The following is a 21979-nucleotide window of genomic DNA, read 5'->3' on the forward strand; positions in this document are numbered from 1 at the left end:
ATGTGCTGCCTGACACACCGCTTTCGCGAGCAAGCCCGCTCCCACATTTTTGATCCCGTTTCTTCAGGAAAATTGAACCAAGTCCATCTGTTGCGGAGCGCCTCCCCCCATGAAGCACAATGTCATCCTTGTCGTGCTCGACGGCCTGAACTTCGAGGTTGCCCGGCACGCCATGGGGCACTTGCAGGCCTATGTCGGCGCAGGACGCGCAGCCCTCTACAAGTTGGAATGTGAACTGCCCGCGCTGTCCCGCCCGCTGTATGAATGCATCCTCACCGGCGTGCCACCGATCCACAGCGGCATCGTGCACAACAATGTCTCGCGCCTGTCCAACCAGCGCAGCATTTTCCATTACGCCACCGACGCCGGCCTCACCACGGCGGCGGCGGCTTACCACTGGGTCAGCGAGTTGTATAACCGCACGCCCTTCCTCGCCGCCCGTGATCGTCATACCGACGACAAGGCGCTGGCGATCCAGCACGGGCATTTCTACTGGAATGACCACTACCCGGATTCCCACCTGTTTGCCGACGCCGAAAGCCTGCGCCGCAAACACGCGCCGAACTTCCTCGTGGTGCACCCGATGAACATCGACGACGCCGGCCACAAGCACGGCCTCGACACCGCGCAATACCGCAACAGCGCACGCTCGGCGGACATCATCCTGGCCGACTACCTGCAAGCCTGGCTCGACGCCGGCTACCAGGTGCTGGTCACCGCCGACCATGGCATGAACAACGACCGTTCCCACAACGGCCTGTTGCCGGAGGAACGCGAAGTACCGCTGTTTGTCCTCGGCGACGCGTTCAGCCTCGACGCCAACGCCGCGCCGAAACAGACCGAACTGTGCGGCACTGTCTGCGAACTGCTGGGCGTGCCCCACGACAACCCTGTGTGCCGGGAGCTGTTGAAATGACCCGTGGCAAATGGCTGGCGCTGTTGTGCCTGGTGCCTTTCGCGCTGTTCTTTATCGTGTTTGAAATCGCCCCGCTGGTGTGGGTGCTAATCAATAGCCTGCAAACCGAAGAAGCCGGCTGGGGCGTGGAAAACTTCGTACGCATCTTCAGCTCGAAGTTCTACCTGCAAGCCATCCAGTACAGCCTGGAAATCAGTTTCTACTCCAGCGTCTTCGGCATCATCATCGCTACCCTCGGCAGCTACTCGCTGCGCCGGGTGGATTCGCCGCTGCGTAACTTCGTCACCGCCTTTGCCAACATGACCAGCAACTTCGCCGGTGTGCCCCTGGCCTTCGCGTTCATCATCCTGCTGGGCTTCAACGGCAGCATCACCATCATGCTCAAGCAGGCCGGGATCATTGAGGACTTCAACCTGTACTCCAAGACCGGGTTGATCATCCTCTATACCTACTTCCAGATTCCGCTCGGCGTGCTGTTGCTCTATCCGGCCTTTGATGCGTTGCGCGAAGACTGGCGGGAGTCGGCCGCGCTGCTCGGCGCGAGTGGCTGGCAGTTCTGGCGGCATATCGGCCTGCCGGTGCTCACGCCGGCCTTGCTCGGCACCTTTGTGATCCTGCTGGCCAATGCCCTCGGTGCCTACGCCACGGTGTACGCGTTGACCACCGGCAACTTCAACGTGTTGCCGATCCGCATCGCGGGCCTGGTGTCCGGCGATGTGTCCCTCGACCCGAACATGGCCAGCGCCCTGGCCGTGGTGCTCGTGGCGCTGATGACCGTGGTCACCGTGGTCCATCAACTGCTGCTCAAGAGGAGCTACCATGTCTCGCGCTGAAGCCGGCCCGGCGGCCCTCTACCATCGGGTGGTGGTGTGGCTGTTGTTTGCAATCCTCGTGCTGCCGCTGGTGGGCACCTTCGTTTACTCCATCGCCAGCAGTTGGTCGGCGACCATCCTGCCCGCCGGCTTTACCGTGAAATGGTACGTGCAACTGTGGAGCGACCCGCGCTTCCTGATGGCCTTCGGGCAATCATTGCTGGTGTGCGTGGGTGCGCTGATCCTGTCGGTGGTGCTGATCCTGCCGCTGCTGTTTGTGGTGCATTACCACTTCCCCAAGCTCGACGCGCTGATGAACATCCTGATCCTGCTGCCCTTCGCGGTGCCGCCGGTGGTGTCGTCGGTGGGCCTGTTGCAGCTGTACGGTTCCGGGCCGTTGGCGATGGTGGGCACGCCGTGGATCCTGATCGGTTGCTACTTCACCGTGGCGTTGCCGTTCATGTACCGGGCGATCACCAACAACCTGCAAGCCATCAACCTGCGCGACCTGATGGACGCCTCCCAACTGCTCGGCGCCAGCACCTGGCAGGCGGCGATCTTCGTCGTGCTGCCAAACCTGCGCAAAGGCCTGATGGTGGCGCTGCTGCTGTCGTTCTCGTTCCTGTTCGGCGAGTTCGTGTTTGCCAACATCTTGGTGGGCACCCGCTACGAAACCCTGCAGGTGTACCTCAACAACATGCGCAACAGCAGCGGCCACTTCACCAGCGCCGTCGTGATTTCCTACTTCTTCTTTGTGCTGGTGCTGACCTGGGCCGCCAATATCTTGAACAAGGACAAAAGCCAATGAGCTTCGTCAGCGTCCAACACCTGCAAAAAAGCTACGCCGGCACCCCGGTGTTCAGTGATATCAACTGCGAGATCGCTAAGGGCGAGTTCGTCACCCTGCTCGGCCCGTCCGGTTGCGGCAAGTCCACGCTGCTGCGCTGCATCGCCGGGCTGACCTCGGTGGACAGTGGGAAAATTCTGCTGGATGGCCAGGACATCGTCCCACTGAGCCCGCAGAAACGTCACATCGGCATGGTGTTCCAGAGCTATGCCCTGTTCCCCAACATGACCGTGGAACAAAACGTCGCCTTCGGCCTGCGCATGCAAAAGGTCAACGCCGACGACAGCCACCAGCGCGTGCAGGAAGTACTGCAACTGGTGGAACTCAAGGACCTCGCCGGCCGTTACCCGCACCAGATGTCCGGCGGCCAGTGCCAGCGCGTGGCCCTCGCCCGCTCCCTGGTGACCCGCCCGCGCCTGTTGTTGCTGGATGAACCGCTGTCGGCGCTGGATGCGCGGATTCGCAAGCACCTGCGTGAACAGATCCGCCAGATCCAGCGCGAGCTGGGGCTGACCACGATCTTCGTGACCCACGACCAGGAAGAAGCCCTGACCATGTCCGACCGCATCTTCCTGATGAACCAGGGCAAGATCGTGCAGAGCGGCGATGCCGAGACGCTCTATACCGCGCCGGTGGATGTGTTCGCGGCCGGTTTTATCGGCAACTACAATCTACTCGACGCCGACAAGGCCAGCCTGTTGCTGCAACGCCCGATCAACAGCCGCATCGCGATCCGCCCGGAAGCCATCGAACTGAGCCGCAACGGCGAGCTGGACGCGCGGGTGCGCAGCCACAGCCTGCTGGGCAACGTGATCCGCTACCGCATCGAAGCGCGCGGCGTGGAACTGGTGGTGGACGTGCTCAATCGCTCGGCCGACGACCTGCACCCGGACGGGCAACGCCTGGCACTTTCCATCGACCCAAGCGCCCTGTGTGAAGTAGCCTGACACAACGTTTTATTTCAGAGAGCATGACGGATGGCATTGGTAATTTTCGATCTGGACGACACCCTTATCCACGGCGACTGCGCCACCCTGTGGAGCGAGCAGATGGGCCGCCTGGGCTGGGTGGACCCGGAATCGTTCATGCGCAAGAACAGTGAGCTGATGGCCGCCTACAGCCGGGGCGAACTCAAGATGGAAGACTTCATGGACTTCAGCCTTGAGCCGATGATCGGCCGCACCCCGGCGGAAATCGAACACCTGGTGGAGCCGTGGGTCGAGGACGTGATCGAGCCACTGATCTACAGCGACGCCACCAAGACCATCGCCCGCCATCGGGCCAATGGTGACCGGATCCTGGTGATCTCGGCGTCCGGCGTCCACCTGGTCAAGCCGATTGCGGCGCGGATCGGTATTGATGAAGTGTTGGGGATCGAGCTGGACGTCAGCCATGGCGTGTACAGCGGGCGTACCGTGGGCGTGCTGACGTACCGTGAAGGCAAGATCACGCGTTTGCTGGAATGGTTGGCACAGGAAGGTGAGACGTTGGAGGGGGCGTATTTCTATTCGGATTCGCGCAACGATTTGCCGTTGTTGTTGAAGGTGGATAATCCCCAAGTGGTCAACCCCGATCCGGTGCTGCGTGCCCACGCCGAGCAGGCCGGCTGGCCCATCCACCACTGGATCTGATCACCCCTCCTTTGAATTGAAAACCCAATCAAACTGTGGGAGCTGGCTTGCCTGCGATAGCGGTCTATCAGTGAAGAATTCTTCATCTGACATACCGCTATCGCAGGCAAGCCAGCTCCCACATTGACTGCATTTCAAATTGGAATCAGCTCAGGCTTTCATCGATCACCAACACCAACTTCCCTGAAACCTGGTTAGTCGCCAGCTCGGCAAACGCCGCCTCGGCATCCTTGATCGGGTACGTCTTGGCCAATTGCGGACTCAAGCGCCCTTCAACAAACAACGGCCACACATGCTGGCTCAAGTCACTGAACAGGTCGGCCTTGAACTGATCGCTGCGGCTACGCAAGGTCGAGCCCAGCAACTGCACGCGCTTGCCCAGCACCTGCGCCAGGTCCAGCTTGGCCTCGCGACCGCCCATCAAACCGATCAACACCCAACGACCGTCCAGGGCCAGCAGCTTGAGGTCCAGCGCCGCATAGTCGCCACCCACCGGGTCGAGGATTACATCGAACGGCCCGAAGTCCCGCAGCCCTTCAATGCCATCGGTACGCACCACCCCGCCCTGGGCACCCAGGGCCTCGCAATAGGCCAGGCGCTCGGCCGAACCGACGCTGACCCAGCACGGGCTGCCAAACGCCTTGCACAGCTGGATCGCCGCCGAGCCCACGCCACTGGCGCCGGCATGCAGCAACACTTTCTCACCGGGCTTGAGGCCCGCCAGCTGGAACAGATTCAGCCACGCCGTGCTGTACACCTCAGGCAACGCCGCCGCTTCGATCAGCGACAAACCTTCCGGCACCGGCAGCACATGGCGTGCATCCACCACCACTTCTTCGGCCATGCCGCCGCCGGCCAGCAGCGCGCAGACGCGGTCGCCGACTTGCCAGGACGAGCCCGCGCCCACTTCGCTGATTACCCCGGAACACTCCAGGCCCAACACGGCGCTGGCACCCGCAGGCGGCGGATACAGCCCTGCACGCTGTAATAAATCGGCGCGATTGAGGCCCGCTGCCGCCACACGAATGCGAACTTGGCCTACATCACAGGTAGGACTGGCTTCTTCCATCCACGCCACGTGACCGTCAACGCCTTGCAATGCTTTCACAGTGCCTCCATAGTGAGTCTGGACTGAGCCCGTAGCTGTATCGCCGGGCTTTTTGCATTATGCGACCGGACCATATGGAACCGGCTCCCTCAAAGACGGCCTAATATGCGTTATCAATTGCCCCCGCGTCGAATCAGCATGAAGCATTTGTTCCCCAGCACCGCACTCGCTCTTTTCATTGGTCTCGGCTTCGCGTCGATGTCGACCAATACGTTCGCAGCCAACAGCTGGGACAACCTTCAGCCGGATCGCGATGAGGTGATTGCCAGCCTTAACGTTGTCGAGTTGCTCAAGCGCCATCACTACAGCAAGCCGCCGCTCGACGACGCGCGCTCAGTGATTATCTACGACAGCTACCTCAAGCTGCTGGACCCGTCGCGCAGCTACTTCCTGGCCAGCGATATCGCTGAGTTCGACAAGTGGAAGACGCAGTTCGACGATTTCCTCAAGAGCGGCGACCTGCAACCCGGTTTCACCATCTACAAGCGTTACCTGGACCGCGTCAAAGCGCGTCTGGACTTCGCCTTGGCCGAGCTGAACAAAGGCGTCGACAAGCTCGACTTCACCGAGAAGGAAACCCTTCTGGTGGACCGCAAGGACGCGCCTTGGCTGACCAGCACCGCGGCCCTCGACGACCTGTGGCGCAAACGCGTCAAGGACGAGGTCCTGCGCCTGAAGATCGCCGGCAAAGAACCCAAGGCGATCCAGGAACTGTTGACCAAGCGCTACAAGAATCAACTGGCGCGCCTGGACCAGACCCGTGCCGAAGATATCTTCCAGGCTTACATCAACACCTTCGCGATGTCCTACGACCCGCACACCAATTATCTGTCGCCAGATAACGCGGAAAATTTTGATATCAATATGAGTCTGTCCCTGGAAGGCATCGGTGCCGTCCTGCAAAGCGACAATGACCAGGTGAAGATCGTGCGCCTGGTGCCGGCAGGTCCGGCGGACAAGACCAAGCAGGTCGCCCCGGCTGACAAGATCATCGGTGTGGCCCAGGCCGACAAAGAGATGGTCGATGTGGTCGGCTGGCGCCTGGACGAAGTGGTCAAGCTGATCCGTGGGCCGAAAGGCAGCGTGGTGCGCCTGGAAGTGATTCCGCACACCAATGCGCCCAACGACCAGACCAGCAAGATCGTGTCCATCACCCGTGAAGCGGTGAAGCTCGAAGACCAGGCCGTGCAGAAGAAAATCCTCAACCTCAAGCAGGATGGCAAGGACTACAAGCTGGGCGTGATTGAGATCCCGGCCTTCTACCTGGACTTCAAGGCCTTCCGCGCTGGCGACCCGGACTACAAGTCCACCACCCGTGACGTGAAGAAAATCCTCACAGAGCTGCAGAAGGAAAAAGTCGACGGCGTGGTCATCGACCTGCGCAACAACGGCGGCGGTTCCCTGCAGGAAGCCACCGAGCTGACCAGCCTGTTTATCGACAAGGGCCCGACCGTGTTGGTACGCAACGCTGACGGCCGTGTCGACGTGCTGGAAGACGAGAACCCGGGCGCCTTCTACAAAGGGCCGATGGCGTTGCTGGTCAACCGTCTCTCGGCGTCGGCTTCGGAGATTTTCGCCGGTGCCATGCAGGATTATCACCGCGCGCTAATCATCGGCGGCCAGACCTTCGGCAAAGGCACCGTGCAGACCATCCAGCCGCTGAACCATGGCGAACTGAAGCTGACGTTGGCCAAGTTCTACCGGGTTTCCGGGCAGAGCACCCAGCATCAGGGCGTCCTGCCGGACATCGATTTCCCGTCGATCATCGACACCAAGGAAATCGGCGAAAGCGCCCTGCCGGAAGCCATGCCGTGGGACACCATCCGTCCTGCGATCAAGCCCGCGTCGGACCCGTTCAAGCCATTCCTGGCGCAGTTGAAGGCTGACCACGAGGCGCGCTCCGCCAAGGATGCCGAGTTCGTGTTTATCCGCGACAAGCTGGCCCTGGCCAAGAAGCTGATGGAAGAAAAATCCGTCAGCCTCAACGAAGTGGATCGTCGCAAGCAGCATGCCGACATCGAAAATCAACAGCTGGTGCTGGAAAACGTCCGCCGCAAGGCCAAGGGCGAAGACCCGCTCAAAGAGCTGAAGAAAGAAGATGAAGACGCGCTGCCAACCGAGGCGGAAAAAACCAAGCCGGAAGACGACGCCTACATGGCTGAGACAGGCCGCATTCTGCTGGACTACCTGAAAATCACCAAACAGGTGGCCAAGCAGTAAATGATGGCAATTTAATGTGACCGCTCCCCGAGCTGTCATCATATAGACATCATTCTGTCGTGAAATAAAGGACCGCTGGCTTACCGCCAGCGGTCCTTTTTTTTCGATCGAGATCGCCATGACCATGACCGAACAGCTGAATGCATTGGGCTCAATCCTGGCTCAAGGCAGTTTGCACAGCCTGTTCCAACCGATCATCTGCCTGTCCGAACGGCGCATCCTTGGCTATGAAGCCCTCAGCCGCGGCCCGTCCAACAGCCCGCTGCACTCCCCTGTCGCGTTGTTCTCGGTGGCCAGCCAGGCGGGGCGCCTCAGCGAACTGGAAATGGCCTGCCGCGAAAGCGCGTGCCGGCGCTTCAACGAACAGAAGCTGCCGGGCATGCTGTTCCTCAATGTCTCGCCGGAATCCTTGATGGAGACCGCGCACCAGCCGGGACGCACCCGGCAATTGCTGCGCGACTACGGTATTGCGCCCAGCCAGGTGGTGATCGAACTCACCGAGCAGACCCCCACCGACGATTTCGACCTGCTGCAAACCGCGTTGCATCACTACCGCAACATGGGTTTTTCGATTGCCCTGGATGACCTCGGCGCCGGCTATTCCAGCCTGCGCTTATGGTCGGAGTTGCGCCCGGATTACGTGAAGATCGACCGGCACTTTATCGACGGCATTCACCAGGATGCGCTCAAGCGCGAGTTTGTCGGCTCGATCCTGCAAATCGCCAAGGCGTCGCGCGCCCAGGTGATTGCCGAAGGTATCGAGTTGCCGGAGGAACTGGCGGTGCTGACCGAGATGGGCGTGGACCTGGTGCAAGGCTATCTGCTCTGTCGTCCCCAGGAGCATCCGCCGCAGGAAGCGCGCCTGATGCTGCCCAAGCCCGACAGTGCCAACGTCGCCCTGAACGAAGAAGGCAGCGACCTCAGCGCCCTGCTCAACGAACAACCGGCCGTGGACCAGGACACCGCCACCGCCCAGGTCCTGGAAGCGTTCCGCCGCCAGGCCAACCTCAACTCCCTGGCGGTGCTGGACGGGCGCGGCCACCCGGTGGGCATCGTGCACCGGCATTCGCTGTCGGATGCGCTGCTCAAGCCGTTCGCCACCGACCTGTTTGCGCGCAAGCCCATCAGCCGCTTGATGAGCAATGACTTTCTCGCCGTGGAATTGAGCCAGTCGCTGCAACAGGTCAGCCGCCTTCTCACCAGCCGCGCGCGGCAACGTATCGAAGAAGACTTCATCATCACCCTCAATGGCGACTACCTGGGCCTGGGGCGGGTGATCGACGTACTCAAGCTGATTACCGAGCTGAAAATCCAGCAGGCGCGCTACGCCAACCCGCTGACCTTGCTACCTGGCAACGTGCCGATCCAGCAGTGCCTGTCGCGGCTGCTGCAACAGCAGCGCGAATCGGTGATCTGCTACGTGGATATCGACAGCTTCAAGCCATTCAACGATATCTACGGCTACGGCCGTGGCGATGAGGTGTTGTTGTGCCTGGCGCAGTGCCTGAACGATCGGGTCGATCCCAGCCGCGACTTTGTCGGGCATATCGGTGGCGATGATTTTTTGCTGGTGTTGGGGCCGCAGGATTGGCGCAAGCGCCTCAATCAACTGCTGGATGACTTCCACACTCAATGTCGGCGGTTCTACCGCGCCGAACACCTTGACGCCGGCTGCTTCGTGGCACTGAACCGCCAGGGTGTACGCCAGGAGTTTGCCTTGCTGTCACTGTCCATCGGCGTGGTGCATTTGTATCCACAGGCCTGTGGACAACTGGATGCCAGCCAGTTGGCAGAGTTAGCGTCGCAGGCCAAGCACCATGCCAAGGACGTGGCTGGCTATAGCATCCACGTGATCGACAGCATGGACGCCCTGCCGCAGGTTTAGGCCTCGGCCGATTCCGGGTACTCGTACTCGAACACCCGCACCACTTCCGACGCGTGCCAGGAGGCGGCGGCCACGCCGTCGGACGGCCCGCTGAAGCGCCCCAGGCGCTCCACGCATTCAAAGAAGCCGGTGCGCGGCAAGCGGCTCGCGCCCTGGCTGATTACCAGGGAACTGCGCAACGGCTGCTCGGCCTTGGCGTCCAGCGCCGCCAGGTGCTCCAGGGCGGCGGCCAGGGTTTGCATGGCCGGCGTGGGGAACTGCAAGCGTTCCAGCAACGCGCGGTACGTCAGCAGATGGCGCTGGCGGCGCGCCTGGTCCAGTTCGTTGAGTAACCCATCCCAGTGTTGACGACTGATACGTAGGCTCAAGATTCATCCCTCCAACCTGCAACGCCCAATTCCCAGGCCAGGCTGCGGCGGATCGCGGCATCCGGCTGGCGTTCACCACTTTCGATCAATCCAAGGTACGACGGGCTGATGCCCACGGTGCGGGCCAGCGTCTCAATCGCCAGGCCCTTGGCTTCGCGCAAGCCGCGCAGGTCTGCGAGCGGGCGCAAGTCCTGGGCCGGTGCGGCTTGGGCAGGAGAAACAGGAGGAGGTGTGGCGGGTTGTTGCTGACCGGCAGCTTTTAGCAGCGCCTGGTACTGATCCCATGGCAACACCGCGTATTCGGGTGCGCCATCGCGTGAAATTATCTGAATATCCATGACTGCCCCGTAGGATAACAACACTTACTAAGTAAGCTCTTTCCTTAGGAGTGTAATCCTAACAGTCACAAAGGTCGTAGGGGGATATAACCATCACTGGTTTTTTTGCGGGTTTTCCCTGGCCAGCAGCGCCGGCGTCGCAGGCAGCCGCTCAACCACCGCGAGCTTTTCCGGGCGCTGCGCCTCACGCCAGGCACGAAAGGCGCTCAGCTCGCCGTCCAGGGTCTTCATGACCCATGCCAGCACGGCAATGTCGTCGAGCATGCCAAACATCGGGATAAAGTCCGGGATCGCATCGATCGGGCTGAGGAAATACATCAACCCCGCCACCACCGAGATCAGCGCCTTCGGGCTGATGGCCCGGTACTCGCCGCGCCAGTAGGCCAGGCACAAGGCCTGGAGCAACTTGAGATCATCCTTGAGCTTGCCCAGGCGATTACCCTGGCTTGAGCCCTTGGCGGCAACCGCGAAGAGCAGCGTAGGCAAACGCCCACGGCCCAGCAGACGTGCCGCCATGGGCAGGAAGCGGGTGAAATTGAAGGGTGGTTTCATAGCTCACTCCAGTTCCAGGCGAACAGAAATGTTATCCACACAAATTGTGGATAACCTTGTGAACAGAGCCTGTTTTGCAGGCTGAAAGGCCCGTATTACAAGGCCTTCAGTCAGATCGGGCATTTTTTGCGCACATAAAAAAAACCCAATATTTCATTGACTTGGTGTTGCTGTGCGGCTACCCACACCGGGACGTTATATCAGACTGTTGCCTGCTGCAGACGTTCGCTCGGATCTGTGGGAGCTGGCAAGCCAGCTCCCACAGGGATAAATATGCACCTCGCAGAAACAACAACGCCCCGTCGAGACGGGGCGTTGTGTGTTCAGGCGCCGATTACTTCTTGGCGGCTGGTGCAGCAGGTGCCTCAGGGGCTTCAGCCTTGGCTGGGTCCTTGATGGCCAGCAGTTCCAGGTCGAACACCAGCACGGAGTTGGCTGGAATCGCCGGGCTCGGGCTCTGCTCGCCGTAGGCCAGGTCGGAAGGAATGTACAACTCGACCTTCTCGCCTACGTGCATCAGTTGCAGGCCTTCGACCCAACCCGGGATCACGCCGCTGACCGGCAGGTCAATCGGGCTACCGCGATCCACGGAGCTGTCAAAGGTGGTGCCGTTGGTGAGCTTGCCGGTGTAGTGAACAGTCACCACGTCAGTCGGCTTAGGCTGTGCGCCGTCGGCTTTCTTGGTGATCTTGTACTGCAGACCGGTAGCGGTGGTGACGACGCCGTCTTTCTTGGCGTTGTCTTCGAGGAACTTCTTGCCGGCGGCTGCCGACTCTTGGCTCATCTTGGTCATGCGCTCTTCAGCACGCTTTTGCAGTGCGGCAAACGCTTCAACCAGTTCGTCGTCTTTGAGCTTCTGCTCTTTCTTGCCGACGGCGTCTTCGATGCCTTGGGCTACCGCTTTGGAGTCCAGGTCATCCATGCCTTCTTGAGCCAGGCTCTTGCCCATGTTCAGGCCGATGCCGTAGGAAGCTTTCTGCGCCGGGGTTTTCAGCTCTACGCTGGTCTGCGAATCACAACCCGCAAGTACCAGGCTAACCAGGGCCACCGCCGCCGCCAACCGATGCTGTTTCATGCTATTTCCTTGTTCATGCGCCTAAAGGGCATTCGAATAAAGTCGCGAGCTTATCAGGCGGCCACGACCAATGGCTACCGGCATGTGAGCCACAAACTTGCGATAAGTTCACGTGTTTAAAAGCATTTTCATTCATGATGAGGGCCCGCGAAGGATCGCGGGACCGCCTGTTCCGGGCTCATGGCCACTTGCCGCACCTGTGGCGTAGTGGCATAACAACGCGACAACTCGACAAGGATAGTTATCTTGCGCATTTTTTCCCGTGTTTTCCTGCTGATTCTCGCGGCACTGGGGCTGATCCTGGCCGTGGTGCTCTATTACATCGTCAACCCCAAGCTGCCGGACTACGTGGCCGTGCAGCAGGTGCACTATGGCGAGCAATGGAGTGCCGCCGACCGCCAGACCTATTACTTCACGCCCCAGGGCACCCAGGTCAAAGGCCTGCACTACGACTGGTTCACCACCCTCGAACTGCCGTTTTCCGAACAGCGTTTCGCCACCCCCGAGTACCTGGCGCGCTTCGGCTTCCTGGTGGACCCCAAGCAAGTCGCCAGCGCGCAAAACCCCGGCAACCTGCCGGTGGGTTTCGCCCGTCACAAGAACGCCGGCAACAGTGCCGAATACCTGGACATCACCTGCGCCGCCTGCCACACCGGCGAGTTGCATTTCAACGGCCAGGCCCTGCGCATCGACGGCGGCTCAGCCCAGCATGTGCTGCCGTCCAGCGTACCGACCCTGCGCGGTGGCAGCTTCGGCCAGGCCCTCGTCGCCAGCCTCACCGCCACCTATTACAACCCGTGGAAGTTCGAGCGCTTCGCCCGCCAGGTCTTGGGTGATCGCTACGACGCCGAGCACAGCCAGCTGCGCCAGGACTTCAAGCAATCGTTGAACACCTTCCTCAAAGTCGCCTGGAACGACACGCACCGCGGCCTCTACCCCACCCAGGAAGGCCCCGGCCGCACCGACGCGTTCGGCCGCATCGCCAATGCCAGCTTCGGCGACGCGATTTCCCCAGACAACTATCGCATCGCCAACGCACCGGTGGACTACCCACAGTTGTGGGATATCTGGACCTTCGACTGGGTGCAATGGAACGGGTCGGCCCAGCAACCCATGGCGCGCAATATCGGCGAAGCCCTCGGCGTCGGTGCCACCCTGAGCTTTTTCGACAGCGCCGGCCAACCCCTGCAAGGCGATGCGCGCTACCCGTCCAGCGTGCGCGTGCGCGACCTCAACCTGATCGAAGAAACCCTGCAACGCCTCAAGCCACCGAGCTGGCCCGAAGAACTGTTCGGCGCGGTGGACAAGCCCCTCGCCGCCCAAGGCCGCGCACTCTTCGCCGAAAACTGCGCTGGCTGCCACGTCCCCACCGTCACCCAGGAAAACGGCCGCCCGGTGCAGCAACTGAAAATGCTCCCGGTGGACTACATCGGCACCGACCCCGGCACCGCCAACAACATCGCCGACCAACGCTACGACCTCAGCGCCCTGCAATGGGACCCGGCCGAACTGGCCCAGCTGAATGTGCAACTACACCCGACGCCGAGCGAACCCCTGGACCTGAAAAAAATGTCCGTGGCCAAGGGCCTGGCCTACGTCACCGCATTCGTCGAAGAGCACGCCTACCGCGCTGCCGGCGTCACCCCGGCCGAGCGCCCGCGCCTGGACGGCTACGGTCTGCCCATCGGCGTGCGCGAACTGCGTGCCTACAAGGCACGGCCACTGGCCGGTGTGTGGGCCACGCCGCCGTTCCTGCACAACGGCTCGGTGCCGACGATCTACCAATTGCTGTCGCCCCAGGACGAACGCAGCACCACCTTCTATAAAGGCACCTTCGACTACGACCCGCGCCACCTGGGCTTCCAGACCGGCGCGTTCAAGAATGCCTTCCTGTTCGATACCAAAATCACCGGCAACCACAACAGCGGCCACGAATTCCGTGCTGGCCAGCGTGGCAATGGCGTCATCGGCCGTGGCTTGCTGCCACAGGAACGCTGGGCGCTGCTGGAATACCTCAAAGTGCTGGGCGGCCCGCTGGAGCAACAACTGCCATGATGATTCGATCCCCCTACGACCGCCCTTCCCTGCTCGCACGCCTGTGGCTGCGCATCGGCGCCTTTCTCGGCAAGACACTCCTGTGGCTGGTGGGCCTCGGCCTGCTCGGCTGGCTGGGTGCCACCGCCTGGTATGCCTGGCAACACAGCGGCCCGGTATCGCCGGATGAGCAGATTCCGGCAGGCGAAGCCGCCATGACCCAAGGCATCATCCAGACCGCGGTGCGCATCGTTGACCAGCACCGTGAAGGCACGCGCTACCTGCGCGATGCCCACGCCAAGGCCCATGGCTGCGTGAAGGCCGAAGTCAGCGTGCTGGCGGACCTCGACCCGGCGCTGCGCCAAGGCGTGTTCGCCGAACCGGGCAAGACCTGGCAGGCGACGATGCGCTTGTCCAACGGCAACGCCTACCCGCAATTCGACAGCATCCGCGATGCACGCGGCATGGCCCTCAAACTGCTGGATGTGCCGGGCAAACAACTGCTGGCCGACCAGCAAAACCGCAGCGAACAAGACTTCGTGATGTTCAGCCACCCGAACTTTTTCGTCAGCGACGTGGCGGAATACGCGCAGAACATCGGCGCCCAGGCGGATGGCAAAAAGGTCCTGGCGTTCTTCCCCAAGGTCGACCCGCGCAGCTGGCAAGTACGTCACCTGTTTATCGCCCTGGCCACCCTGGCGCCGGCTCCGGCCAGCCCGACGCAGACCACGTACTTTTCCGTCTCGCCCTACAAGTTCGGCGCGGCGAATGCCAAGTTCCGTGTCGCACCCGATCCGCAGAACTGCCCGCAATACGTGCTGCCGAAACAGAACCAGGACCTGCCGAACTTCCTGCGCAGCGCGTTGAATCAGCAACTGTCCACCGACCGCGTCGCGGCCTGTTTTGTGTTGCAGATCCAGCGGCAGAACCCGCAGAAATTCATGCCGATAGAAGACACCAGCATCGAATGGAAAGAGAGCGATGCGCCCTACGAAACCGTGGCGAAAATTCGCATCCCGGCGCAGGACTTCGACACCCCCGAGCAAAACCTGGCGTGTGACAACCAGTCCTTCAACCCGTGGTTCGGCGTGGCGGAGCACCGTCCCATTGGCGGCATCAACCGGTTGCGCAAAGCGGTGTACGAGGCCGTCAGTGATTACCGCCACAGCCGCAACGCGCCTTAGCTTGAGGGGAACAGGCGCTCGGCAATAAAGTCCACGAACACGCGGATTTTCGGCGACAGGTGACGGCTGGACGGCCACAACGCCCAGAACTGTCCCCTATCGCTGCACTGCTCATCCAGCACGCTGTGCAGCTGCCCCTGGGCCAAGGCCTCACGGGCGAGGAAGTCGGGGACAAAGGCAATGCCGTGCCCATCGACGGCGGCCATGAGCATGGCTTCCATATTGTTCAGGGTCATTGCCGTGGGCAGGTGTAGCCCGGTGAATGCGGGGTCGGCGGCCAGGGTCCAGTCCATGATTTTGCCGGTGGTGGCAAAGCGGTAACGCAGGCAGGCGTGGTGCTCCAGGTCTTGCACCGCCAGCGGCCGGCCATGGCGCTGGAAATACGCCGGCGACGCACACAGCAGAAACCTGAACGGCCCCAGCCGACGCGCCATCAACTTCGAGTCCGCCAGGCCACCGCTGCGGATCGCCACATCGATGCCTTCCTCGATCACATCCACCAGCAGGTCGTTGAAATCCAGCTCCAGCTCGACCTCCGGGTAAGCGCTGCGGAACGCCGCCATGTGCGGCATGAGGAAGCGATAGCCGATGGTGGGCAAACTCACCCGCAACTTGCCACGGGGTTGCTGGACCACGTGGGAGAGCATGGCCTGGGCGTCCTGCAAGTCGTCGAGGATTTTTCGACAGCGCTCGTAAAACAATTGCCCCTCCGCCGTCAGGCTGACTTTGCGCGTGCTGCGCTGCAACAACCGCACATTCAGCGACGCTTCCAGCTTGGCGACGTTTTTACCGACGGCCGAAGCGGAAATCCCCAGGCTCCGCGCCGCCGCGACAAAACTGAGGGCTTCTGCCGTTTTAACGAAGGAAATCACACCGCCCAGACTGTCCATTGATCCATTACGTCCTTTTTGTCCGCTATCAGTGGAAGGTAAGCCTGTTTATCTGCGATTGCATCCTGAATAGATTAATCAGGACTTCAACTGGACGATAAAGGACGGATGCCATGCACCCCCATCGCTACACCATCCTCGCGGCGATTTGCCTGGCCGCACTGGTCTTGCCGATGAGTTTTACCGGCGGCGCCGTGGCCACGCCGTTCATTGGCCGGGCCTTTGACGCCACGCCCACTGAACTGGCGTGGATCACCAACGCCTTCATGCTCAGTTTCGGCAGCCTGCTGATGGCCGCAGGCACCCTCGCCGACCGCTATGGGCGCAAGCGCTTGTTCATTGGCGGCATGGGCTTGTTTGCCGCGGTCTCCCTGCTGCTGGCGGTGGCGCCCAGTGTGTTGTGGCTGGATGTGCTGCGCGGCGCCCAAGGCATCGCCGCCGCTGCCGCCTTGGCCGGCGGTACGGCCGCGCTGGCGCAGGAGTTCGACGGCCATGCGCGCACGCGGGCGTTCAGCCTGTTGGGCACCACATTTGGTATCGGCCTGGCGTTCGGGCCGCTGCTGTCGGGCGTGCTGATCGAGTGGATGGGCTGGCGCGGGATCTTTCTGTTCACCGCCCTGCTGGCGCTGGTGTCCCTGGTGTTTGCCGTGCCGAACCTGCGCGAAAGTCGCAACCCGCATGCACAACACCTGGACTCACCCGGCGTGCTGGCGTTCTCGGGGCTTTTGATTGCCTTCACCAGCGCCGTAATCCTCGCCCCAGGGCACGGCTGGAACGCGCCGTTGATCCAGGCGTTGCTCGCTGTGTCGGTGCTGCTCGCCGGGGTGTTTGCGTGGGTGGAAACCCGTGCCAAACAGCCGATGCTGGAACTGCGGCTGTTGCGTTTTCCGCGTTTTGTCGGCGTACAGATCCTGCCGATCGGCACCTGCTACTGCTTTATCGTGCTGGTCGTATTGCTGCCGATCCGCTTTATCGGCGTCGAAGGTCTCAGCGCCTTCGACGCGGGGCTGCGCATGCTCGCCTTGTCGGCGCCCATGCTGCCGGTGCCGATGCTGGCGGCGTCGTTGACCCGCTGGGTGTCGGCCGGGCGCCTGTGCACCGTAGGATTTTTGATCGCTGCCGCTGGCCTTTATCGGTTGAGCACCCTGCCCGCCGATGCACACGCCCAGCTTATCGCCGCCCTGCTGCTGATCGGCTTGGGCACAGCAGTGCCGTGGGGCTTGATGGACGGCCTGTCGATCAGCGTGGTGCCCAAGGAACAAGCGGGCATGGCGGCGGGGATTTTCAACACCACGCGCGTGGCCGGCGAGGGCGTGGCGCTGGCGATTACCGTGGCGGTGTTGAGCGCGCTGGTGGCCCATCACTTGGGGCTCAACAGCAGCCTGGCGCCGGAAGAGCTGTCACGGGCGGCGCAACATCTGGTCATGGGTGATCTGCAACAGACAGGGCAAATTCCCATAGCGAAACTGCGCGCAGCCTACACCGCCGGGTTCAATACACTACTGCAAGTACTGGCAGTGTTCACCGCGCTGACGGCCGTGATCGTCTATCTCTTCCTCGGGCGCCAACAACCTGAACGGCGTAAAGACTGCGTAACAATGAACCCGGCGCCGTAAGGATTGCGTCGCCGCTATTGAGGCGTTTTCGCCGCACCTCTACGGTGAGCACCTACTCCATCACGTAGGAATTCACCGTGGAAAGCTCAACCCTCGGCATGCTCGTACTGACCCTCATCGCCGTCTTCGGCACCGCCGCCTTTTGCTTCGAGCACCTGGCCACGCGCCAGCCGCGCAAGAAAAAAGCCAAGTAGCGGTCAGGCCTTGGGATCGGGCGCCGGTTCGCTGATGACCAGTTCCTCGGGAATCTCATCCACCCGTGGGTCCAGCACTGCGCCCATCGGATGTTCCGGCATGGCCACATGGTGTAACGGCGCACCTTCGACAAGGTATTCGCCGGTGACTTTTTTCGGCTGCACGCGCCAGATCAGCAGCAACGCGCAGCCCGAAAACAGCATGTAGAACGCGCCGTGGCCGTAGCTGTTCATCAACCCGCCGCTGAGCATCGGCCCCAGGCTGGCACCGATGCCGTGGGTGGCCAGCATCATCGCGCTCAGCGGCACACGTCGTGGTTGTTCGACGTTGTCATTGGCCAGCGCCACCGCCAACGGATAGAGAGTGAACAGCAGTAAGCCGCTGAGAAAGCCGAACACCAGCAGCAGCGCATAGGGCAGTTGCACCAGGCCCCACAACGGAATCACCACCAAGCCCAAGGCCAGGGCGCAGGCGCGAATCAAGCGCGAGCGATCAATGCGGTCCGACAGCCAGCCGATGGGCCACTGGCCGCACAGCCCGGCAAAAATCGACACCGCGACAAAGGTACTCGCCTCGGCGGTGCTCAAGCCGTTGCGCGTGGCGAACACCGGGGCCAACGCGTAAAACGCGCCGACCATCAGGCCGGTGACAAACACCGTGGTCAGCGCCTGGGGCACCCGTCGCCAGAAAAACCCCACTTCCAGCGGCGCCGCCACCAGCTTGGCCGGGTGCAGGCGCTTGGTCATGGTCACCGGCAACAGGCACGCGGCGAAGCAAATCGCGACGATGAGCAGCGGCTTGAAATCCAGCTCAGGGCGCCAGATCAAAACGCCCTGCCCCAGCATCAGGCCCAGCGACACCGCCACCATGTAGCCGGCAAACACCGCGCCGCGCTGGTTGTTTTCCGCCTGCTCGTTGAGCCAGCTTTCAATGACCATGTACTGGTTCATCATCACCAGGCCCATCACAAACCGCAGCGCCAGCCAGAACTCCAGCTGCTCGAACAGCACATGCAGCAACACGATGATGGTGGCGACGCCGGCGCAGGCCACATACGAACGCACATGCCCCACACCGGCAATCATGCGGTGGCCGAACTTGGCGCCACACACCATGCCGCCGTAATACGCCGCCGTCAGCGCACCGATCCAGACCTCGTTGATACCTTCGCTGCTCAGGCGCAGGCCGATAAAACTGAAGAACAGGCCGTTGCCGGTGAGCATCAGAATGGTCGCGCTGTACAGCGCGGGAAAGGTCAGGAAGGTCAGGTTCATGAGGGCTCAGGGGGGTTGTTCAAGCGGCTGGCATGGGCCAGCAACCAGTGGCGAAAACTGCGCGCCGCCGAGGGCGGGTTGCGGTGATGGGGTTGCATCAGGTGCAGGCGACCACGGCTGTGCATGGTGTGGGGCAAGGCCATTTGCAGGCGCCCGGCGTCCAGTTCGCCGGCGAGCAGGCTCTTCCAGCCGAGGGCTACGCCGTGGCCCATCACCGCCGATTGCATCAACAGTTGATAGCTGTTGGTGCGCAGCGCATGGCGCGGGGTGTGATAGTGGGCGTCGGCGTCGGCGAACCAGTCGGTCCAGGTCAGCCAGTCGTGGTAGTGGTCTTCGACGATCAGCAACGTATGGGCGTGCAGCAGGTGTTGTACGTCGTGAATCGGGCCATGGCGCTCTATATAAGCCGGGCTGCACACGGTGATGACCTGTTCGTTGTCGAACACCGGCGACAACTCCAGGCCGTGGGGCGCGGGCAGTTCGTCAAGGTGGTAGAACAGGCCCAGGTCATATTCGCTGACATCCAGGTGGCTGGGGCTTTCGCTGCACAGGATGCGAATGTCCAGGTCCGGGTGTTCACGCTGGAAGTCCGGCAGCAAGCCGGCCAGCCAGACTGAGCTGATGGTCGGCGTGCTGGCCAGGGTCAACTGGCGGTCGGCACCGCGCCGGCGCAACTCGGCGGACTCACGGTCGAGTTCGCGCAGCAGGCGTTGGATCGTACGGAAATAGCGCACCCCGGCCGGCGTGAGGCTAAGGCCCTGGGCCAGGCGATAAAACAGCGGGCGGGCGAGGTCTTCTTCCAGGCGCTTGACCTGGCGACTGACCGCGCTTTGGGTGAGGTTCAGTTCATGGGCGGCCTGGGTAAAGCTCAAATGGCGGGCGGCCGCTTCGAAGGTCTGCAAGCAATTGAGCGGGGGTAGGTCGACGTTTCGGCGCGACATGAAGGATTCCAATGGCAGAGACAGGCCCGGGTTGCCCCGGGCCCGCAGAGATCACGTGGGCAAGCATCCTGCCAGTTGCCCACTCACAGCGCGACCCTGGCCACGCGTTTGCTCCACTGGCGGCGATGTTCCAACTGGCCATTTTCCCACGCGGTCTGCTCGGCTTCGACGTAGAACCACTCGGCGTCGGCGCTCACGCTCAGGCGGCTTTCCACCTCGACGGCCCATTCGTCACGGCTGACGCGGTAGTGCCACTCGATATCGGCGCGGGTGGACAACGGGTCCCAGGGCAAGGTGCGGTATTGCTCGGTGCAACGCTGATCGACCGCCAGACCGTGGTCGGTAAAACGCACCGAACCCAGGTCGTCTTCGATCTTCACGCAGACCTCGCCACTGCCCACATCTTCGATCAAGGTGCGCTTCGGCGCGGCGGCGCGCAGTACTTCGAGGTTGGCCGGCGGTGCTGATTGCGGTGCTTCGAACGGGCACGCCACCGCTTCGCCGGTAAACACTGGCAGTTGCAGGCTTTGCAAGCCGGGCAACAAGGTCAGGGTGGTCAGTTCGCGGCTCGGCCACAGCAACGGGAAACTCGCGGTGCTCAAGGCCAGGCGCAAACGGTAGCCGGCCGGGATGCGCATGCCGATGTGGTCAAGGTTTAACTGCACGTCCATTGGGGCGCCAGGGACTACGGGCGATACGTGAGAAAAATCCTCGCGAAGCGTGAGATTGAGCACGCCGTAACTGATCTGCGTGACTTGCCCGTCCGGCGCGATGGCATTCAGGCGTGCGACCAGTTGCCCACAAGCGGTGTCACTGGCCAGGCGCAAGGTGAGGCGCGCATCGCCGAGCAACGCAAGGGGTTCGCTCAGCGGCTGGGAGTCGAAACACAGCGAATTCGCATCATCACGGCGCTGGTCCGTAGGGCCGTCGGGGCCAAACCAGATGGCGCAGTACTCGCCTTGATGCAGGCCGGTGGTCAGCGGCGAGCAGATGCTGCGTGGGGTGGCCAAGGGTTCCGCGCCGGGATTGAGGCCCTGTTCGGCAAAGCTGAAATCGCGCCACTGTATTTGCGGATCCGGCCACCCCGCCGTCTGCACCCAGATACCTGGCCGCTCGGCGTAACTGCCCTGCGGCGGCAGAACATCCTGTAGGTAAAAGGTGCAGGCTGCGTCATCCATCACCCCGTTATCGATGCCCTTCAGCCAGTGATCCCACCAACGCTTGGCCTCTTGCAAGAAGCCGATGGCCGGATTCGGCACGGCGAAGTGTGGGTATTTGTGAATCCACGGGCCGATCATGGCTTTCTTCGGCCCTGGCAGGTTCTCCATCAGCCGCGAAACCGTGTTGCGGTAGGCATCACCCCAACCGCCCACCGCATACACCGCCGCCTTGATCTTTGAATAGTCCTCGCACACCGAGCCGTGGCGCCAGTAGTCATCGCGGGTCTGGTGTTGCAGCCAGGTTTCGGCGAGCAGCGGCATGGCGTCCAGGCGTTGCTGCCAAAGGGCTTTCCATTCATCGCCGACCAGCAGTGGATCGGGCACGGCAGCGCTGAAGTTGAGCATGGTCGCGGCCCAACCGAAGTTCTCCATCAGCAGGTTGCCGCCCTTGTAATGGATGTCGTCGGCGAAGCGGTCATCGGTGGAACACAGGGTGATGATCGCCTTCAGCGCCTCGGGCTGGCGCGCCGCGACTTGCAGGCCGTTGAAGCCGCCCCAGGAGATGCCCATCATGCCGACGTTGCCGTCGCACCAAGGCTGCTGGCACAGCCAGTCGATCACTTCGAGGGCGTCGTCTTGTTCCTGCAACAGGTATTCGTCGGCCATCAGCCCTTGGGATTCGCCGTTGCCGCGCATGTCCACACGCACGCACACATAGCCTTGCCCGGCCATCCACGGGTGGGTCAGCGCATCGCGCACGGCGGTGCCGTCGCGCTTGCGGTACGGCAGGTATTCGAGGATCGCCGGGAAGGTTTGCAGGCCGGCGACTTCCGGCAGCCAGATACGCGCGGCCAGTTGGGTGCCGTCCTTCAGGGGGATCAGGCAGTGTTCGATTTCACGGACCTTGTAGGCAAATTCGGTAACGACTTCCAT

Annotated in this window: 19 protein-coding genes; 10 read left to right on the plus strand and 9 right to left on the minus strand. The window is 62.0% G+C overall.

Annotated features, from left to right (window positions below; translation table 11 throughout):
* Positions 1 to 109 precede the first annotated feature (109 nt).
* Genes NUV89_RS14010 through NUV89_RS14030 form a run of 5 tightly spaced genes read left to right on the plus strand, consistent with a single transcriptional unit; the run spans position 110 to position 4206 of the window.
* Entirely contained in the window at positions 110 to 916 is an 807-nt protein-coding gene (locus NUV89_RS14010; RefSeq protein WP_257781780.1) for an alkaline phosphatase family protein, read from the plus strand.
* Complete coding sequence (locus tag NUV89_RS14015) at positions 913 to 1749, plus strand: ABC transporter permease subunit (RefSeq protein WP_257781781.1); 837 nt, start codon at positions 913 to 915, stop codon at positions 1747 to 1749. The genes NUV89_RS14010 and NUV89_RS14015 overlap by 4 nt, the downstream gene beginning before the upstream one ends.
* Positions 1736 to 2536: an ABC transporter permease gene (locus NUV89_RS14020; RefSeq protein ID WP_017734815.1), complete on the plus strand. Its 801-nt coding sequence runs from the start codon at positions 1736 to 1738 to the stop codon at positions 2534 to 2536. The genes NUV89_RS14015 and NUV89_RS14020 overlap by 14 nt, the downstream gene beginning before the upstream one ends.
* Positions 2533 to 3522 (plus strand): ABC transporter ATP-binding protein, encoded by a 990-nt coding sequence (locus NUV89_RS14025; protein ID WP_257781782.1) that lies wholly within the window; start codon positions 2533 to 2535, stop codon positions 3520 to 3522. The genes NUV89_RS14020 and NUV89_RS14025 overlap by 4 nt, the downstream gene beginning before the upstream one ends.
* Before the next feature lie 30 nt (positions 3523 to 3552).
* Positions 3553 to 4206, plus strand: coding sequence for an HAD family phosphatase (locus NUV89_RS14030; RefSeq protein WP_257781783.1), 654 nt, complete (start codon positions 3553 to 3555; stop codon positions 4204 to 4206).
* A gap of 145 nt (positions 4207 to 4351) precedes the next feature.
* Here NUV89_RS14030 and NUV89_RS14035 read toward each other — a convergent pair whose 3' ends face one another.
* Positions 4352 to 5314: a zinc-binding dehydrogenase gene (locus NUV89_RS14035; RefSeq protein ID WP_257781784.1), complete on the minus strand. Its 963-nt coding sequence runs from the start codon at positions 5312 to 5314 to the stop codon at positions 4352 to 4354.
* A 138-nt stretch (positions 5315 to 5452) separates the two neighbouring features.
* On the opposite strand from NUV89_RS14035, the gene NUV89_RS14040 reads away from it, so the two are divergent.
* Positions 5453 to 7534: a carboxy terminal-processing peptidase gene (locus NUV89_RS14040; RefSeq protein WP_257781785.1), complete on the plus strand. Its 2082-nt coding sequence runs from the start codon at positions 5453 to 5455 to the stop codon at positions 7532 to 7534.
* A 118-nt stretch (positions 7535 to 7652) separates the two neighbouring features.
* The gene (locus tag NUV89_RS14045; protein ID WP_257781786.1) at positions 7653 to 9419 is read left to right on the plus strand and encodes a bifunctional diguanylate cyclase/phosphodiesterase; all 1767 of its coding nucleotides are present in this window, start codon (positions 7653 to 7655) and stop codon (positions 9417 to 9419) included.
* Here NUV89_RS14045 and NUV89_RS14050 read toward each other — a convergent pair.
* The 4 genes from NUV89_RS14050 to NUV89_RS14065 all read right to left on the minus strand — a co-directional run bounded on the left by NUV89_RS14050 (position 9416) and on the right by NUV89_RS14065 (position 11752).
* On the minus strand, positions 9416 to 9787 hold the full coding sequence (locus NUV89_RS14050; protein ID WP_005786715.1) for a hypothetical protein: 372 nt from the start codon (positions 9785 to 9787) through the stop codon (positions 9416 to 9418). The two genes, NUV89_RS14045 and NUV89_RS14050, sit on opposite strands and share 4 nt — an antisense overlap.
* A complete protein-coding gene (locus tag NUV89_RS14055) occupies positions 9784 to 10125 on the minus strand; it encodes a helix-turn-helix transcriptional regulator (protein ID WP_257781787.1) in 342 nt (113 codons plus the stop codon). The genes NUV89_RS14050 and NUV89_RS14055 overlap by 4 nt, the downstream gene beginning before the upstream one ends.
* Before the next feature lie 93 nt (positions 10126 to 10218).
* Entirely contained in the window at positions 10219 to 10677 is a 459-nt protein-coding gene (locus NUV89_RS14060; protein ID WP_017734808.1) for a YkvA family protein, read from the minus strand.
* Between the two features lie 334 nt (positions 10678 to 11011).
* A complete protein-coding gene (locus NUV89_RS14065) occupies positions 11012 to 11752 on the minus strand; it encodes an FKBP-type peptidyl-prolyl cis-trans isomerase (protein ID WP_257781788.1) in 741 nt (246 codons plus the stop codon).
* A 246-nt stretch (positions 11753 to 11998) separates the two neighbouring features.
* Between NUV89_RS14065 and NUV89_RS14070 the strand changes: the two genes are divergently transcribed.
* Both NUV89_RS14070 and NUV89_RS14075 read left to right on the plus strand, forming a co-directional pair.
* Positions 11999 to 13807, plus strand: a complete 1809-nt coding sequence (locus tag NUV89_RS14070; protein ID WP_257781789.1) for a cytochrome c — start codon at positions 11999 to 12001, stop codon at positions 13805 to 13807.
* Positions 13804 to 14970 carry a catalase family protein gene (locus tag NUV89_RS14075; RefSeq protein ID WP_257781790.1) on the plus strand — a complete coding sequence of 389 codons (1167 nt, stop codon included), beginning with the start codon at positions 13804 to 13806 and terminating at the stop codon, positions 14968 to 14970. Before NUV89_RS14070 ends, NUV89_RS14075 begins: the two co-directional genes overlap by 4 nt.
* Here NUV89_RS14075 and NUV89_RS14080 read toward each other — a convergent pair.
* A complete protein-coding gene (locus NUV89_RS14080; RefSeq protein WP_257781791.1) occupies positions 14967 to 15860 on the minus strand; it encodes a LysR family transcriptional regulator in 894 nt (297 codons plus the stop codon). The two genes, NUV89_RS14075 and NUV89_RS14080, sit on opposite strands and share 4 nt — an antisense overlap.
* Positions 15861 to 15973: 113 nt before the next feature.
* On the opposite strand from NUV89_RS14080, the gene NUV89_RS14085 reads away from it, so the two are divergent.
* Positions 15974 to 17476, plus strand: coding sequence for an MFS transporter (locus NUV89_RS14085; RefSeq protein WP_257781792.1), 1503 nt, complete (start codon positions 15974 to 15976; stop codon positions 17474 to 17476).
* A 197-nt stretch (positions 17477 to 17673) separates the two neighbouring features.
* On the opposite strand, the gene NUV89_RS14090 is transcribed toward NUV89_RS14085, so the two are convergent.
* From NUV89_RS14090 to NUV89_RS14100, 3 genes are all read right to left on the minus strand, one after another.
* Positions 17674 to 18945 carry an MFS transporter gene (locus tag NUV89_RS14090; protein ID WP_257781793.1) on the minus strand — a complete coding sequence of 424 codons (1272 nt, stop codon included), beginning with the start codon at positions 18943 to 18945 and terminating at the stop codon, positions 17674 to 17676.
* Complete coding sequence (locus tag NUV89_RS14095; RefSeq protein WP_257781794.1) at positions 18942 to 19886, minus strand: LysR substrate-binding domain-containing protein; 945 nt, start codon at positions 19884 to 19886, stop codon at positions 18942 to 18944. Before NUV89_RS14095 ends, NUV89_RS14090 begins: the two co-directional genes overlap by 4 nt.
* Positions 19887 to 19969: 83 nt before the next feature.
* Positions 19970 to 21979: a CocE/NonD family hydrolase gene (locus NUV89_RS14100; RefSeq protein ID WP_257781795.1), complete on the minus strand. Its 2010-nt coding sequence runs from the start codon at positions 21977 to 21979 to the stop codon at positions 19970 to 19972.

Source organism: Pseudomonas sp. 18.1.10, from assembly GCF_024655625.1.
Classification (GTDB): Bacteria; Pseudomonadota; Gammaproteobacteria; order Pseudomonadales; family Pseudomonadaceae; genus Aquipseudomonas.

Coding starts and splice junctions, on each gene's coding strand:
- NUV89_RS14015 (WP_257781781.1), top strand. CDS start 913: ATGACCCGTGGCAAATGGCTGGCGCTGTTGTGCCTGGTGCCTTTCGCG.
- NUV89_RS14095 (WP_257781794.1), bottom strand. CDS start 19,886: ATGTCGCGCCGAAACGTCGACCTACCCCCGCTCAATTGCTTGCAGACC.
- NUV89_RS14025 (WP_257781782.1), top strand. CDS start 2,533: ATGAGCTTCGTCAGCGTCCAACACCTGCAAAAAAGCTACGCCGGCACC.
- NUV89_RS14090 (WP_257781793.1), bottom strand. CDS start 18,945: ATGAACCTGACCTTCCTGACCTTTCCCGCGCTGTACAGCGCGACCATT.
- NUV89_RS14085 (WP_257781792.1), top strand. CDS start 15,974: ATGCACCCCCATCGCTACACCATCCTCGCGGCGATTTGCCTGGCCGCA.
- NUV89_RS14030 (WP_257781783.1), top strand. CDS start 3,553: ATGGCATTGGTAATTTTCGATCTGGACGACACCCTTATCCACGGCGAC.
- NUV89_RS14010 (WP_257781780.1), top strand. CDS start 110: ATGAAGCACAATGTCATCCTTGTCGTGCTCGACGGCCTGAACTTCGAG.
- NUV89_RS14040 (WP_257781785.1), top strand. CDS start 5,453: ATGAAGCATTTGTTCCCCAGCACCGCACTCGCTCTTTTCATTGGTCTC.
- NUV89_RS14060 (WP_017734808.1), bottom strand. CDS start 10,677: ATGAAACCACCCTTCAATTTCACCCGCTTCCTGCCCATGGCGGCACGT.
- NUV89_RS14055 (WP_257781787.1), bottom strand. CDS start 10,125: ATGGATATTCAGATAATTTCACGCGATGGCGCACCCGAATACGCGGTG.
- NUV89_RS14020 (WP_017734815.1), top strand. CDS start 1,736: ATGTCTCGCGCTGAAGCCGGCCCGGCGGCCCTCTACCATCGGGTGGTG.
- NUV89_RS14075 (WP_257781790.1), top strand. CDS start 13,804: ATGATGATTCGATCCCCCTACGACCGCCCTTCCCTGCTCGCACGCCTG.
- NUV89_RS14065 (WP_257781788.1), bottom strand. CDS start 11,752: ATGAAACAGCATCGGTTGGCGGCGGCGGTGGCCCTGGTTAGCCTGGTA.
- NUV89_RS14045 (WP_257781786.1), top strand. CDS start 7,653: ATGACCATGACCGAACAGCTGAATGCATTGGGCTCAATCCTGGCTCAA.
- NUV89_RS14100 (WP_257781795.1), bottom strand. CDS start 21,979: ATGGAAGTCGTTACCGAATTTGCCTACAAGGTCCGTGAAATCGAACAC.
- NUV89_RS14080 (WP_257781791.1), bottom strand. CDS start 15,860: ATGGACAGTCTGGGCGGTGTGATTTCCTTCGTTAAAACGGCAGAAGCC.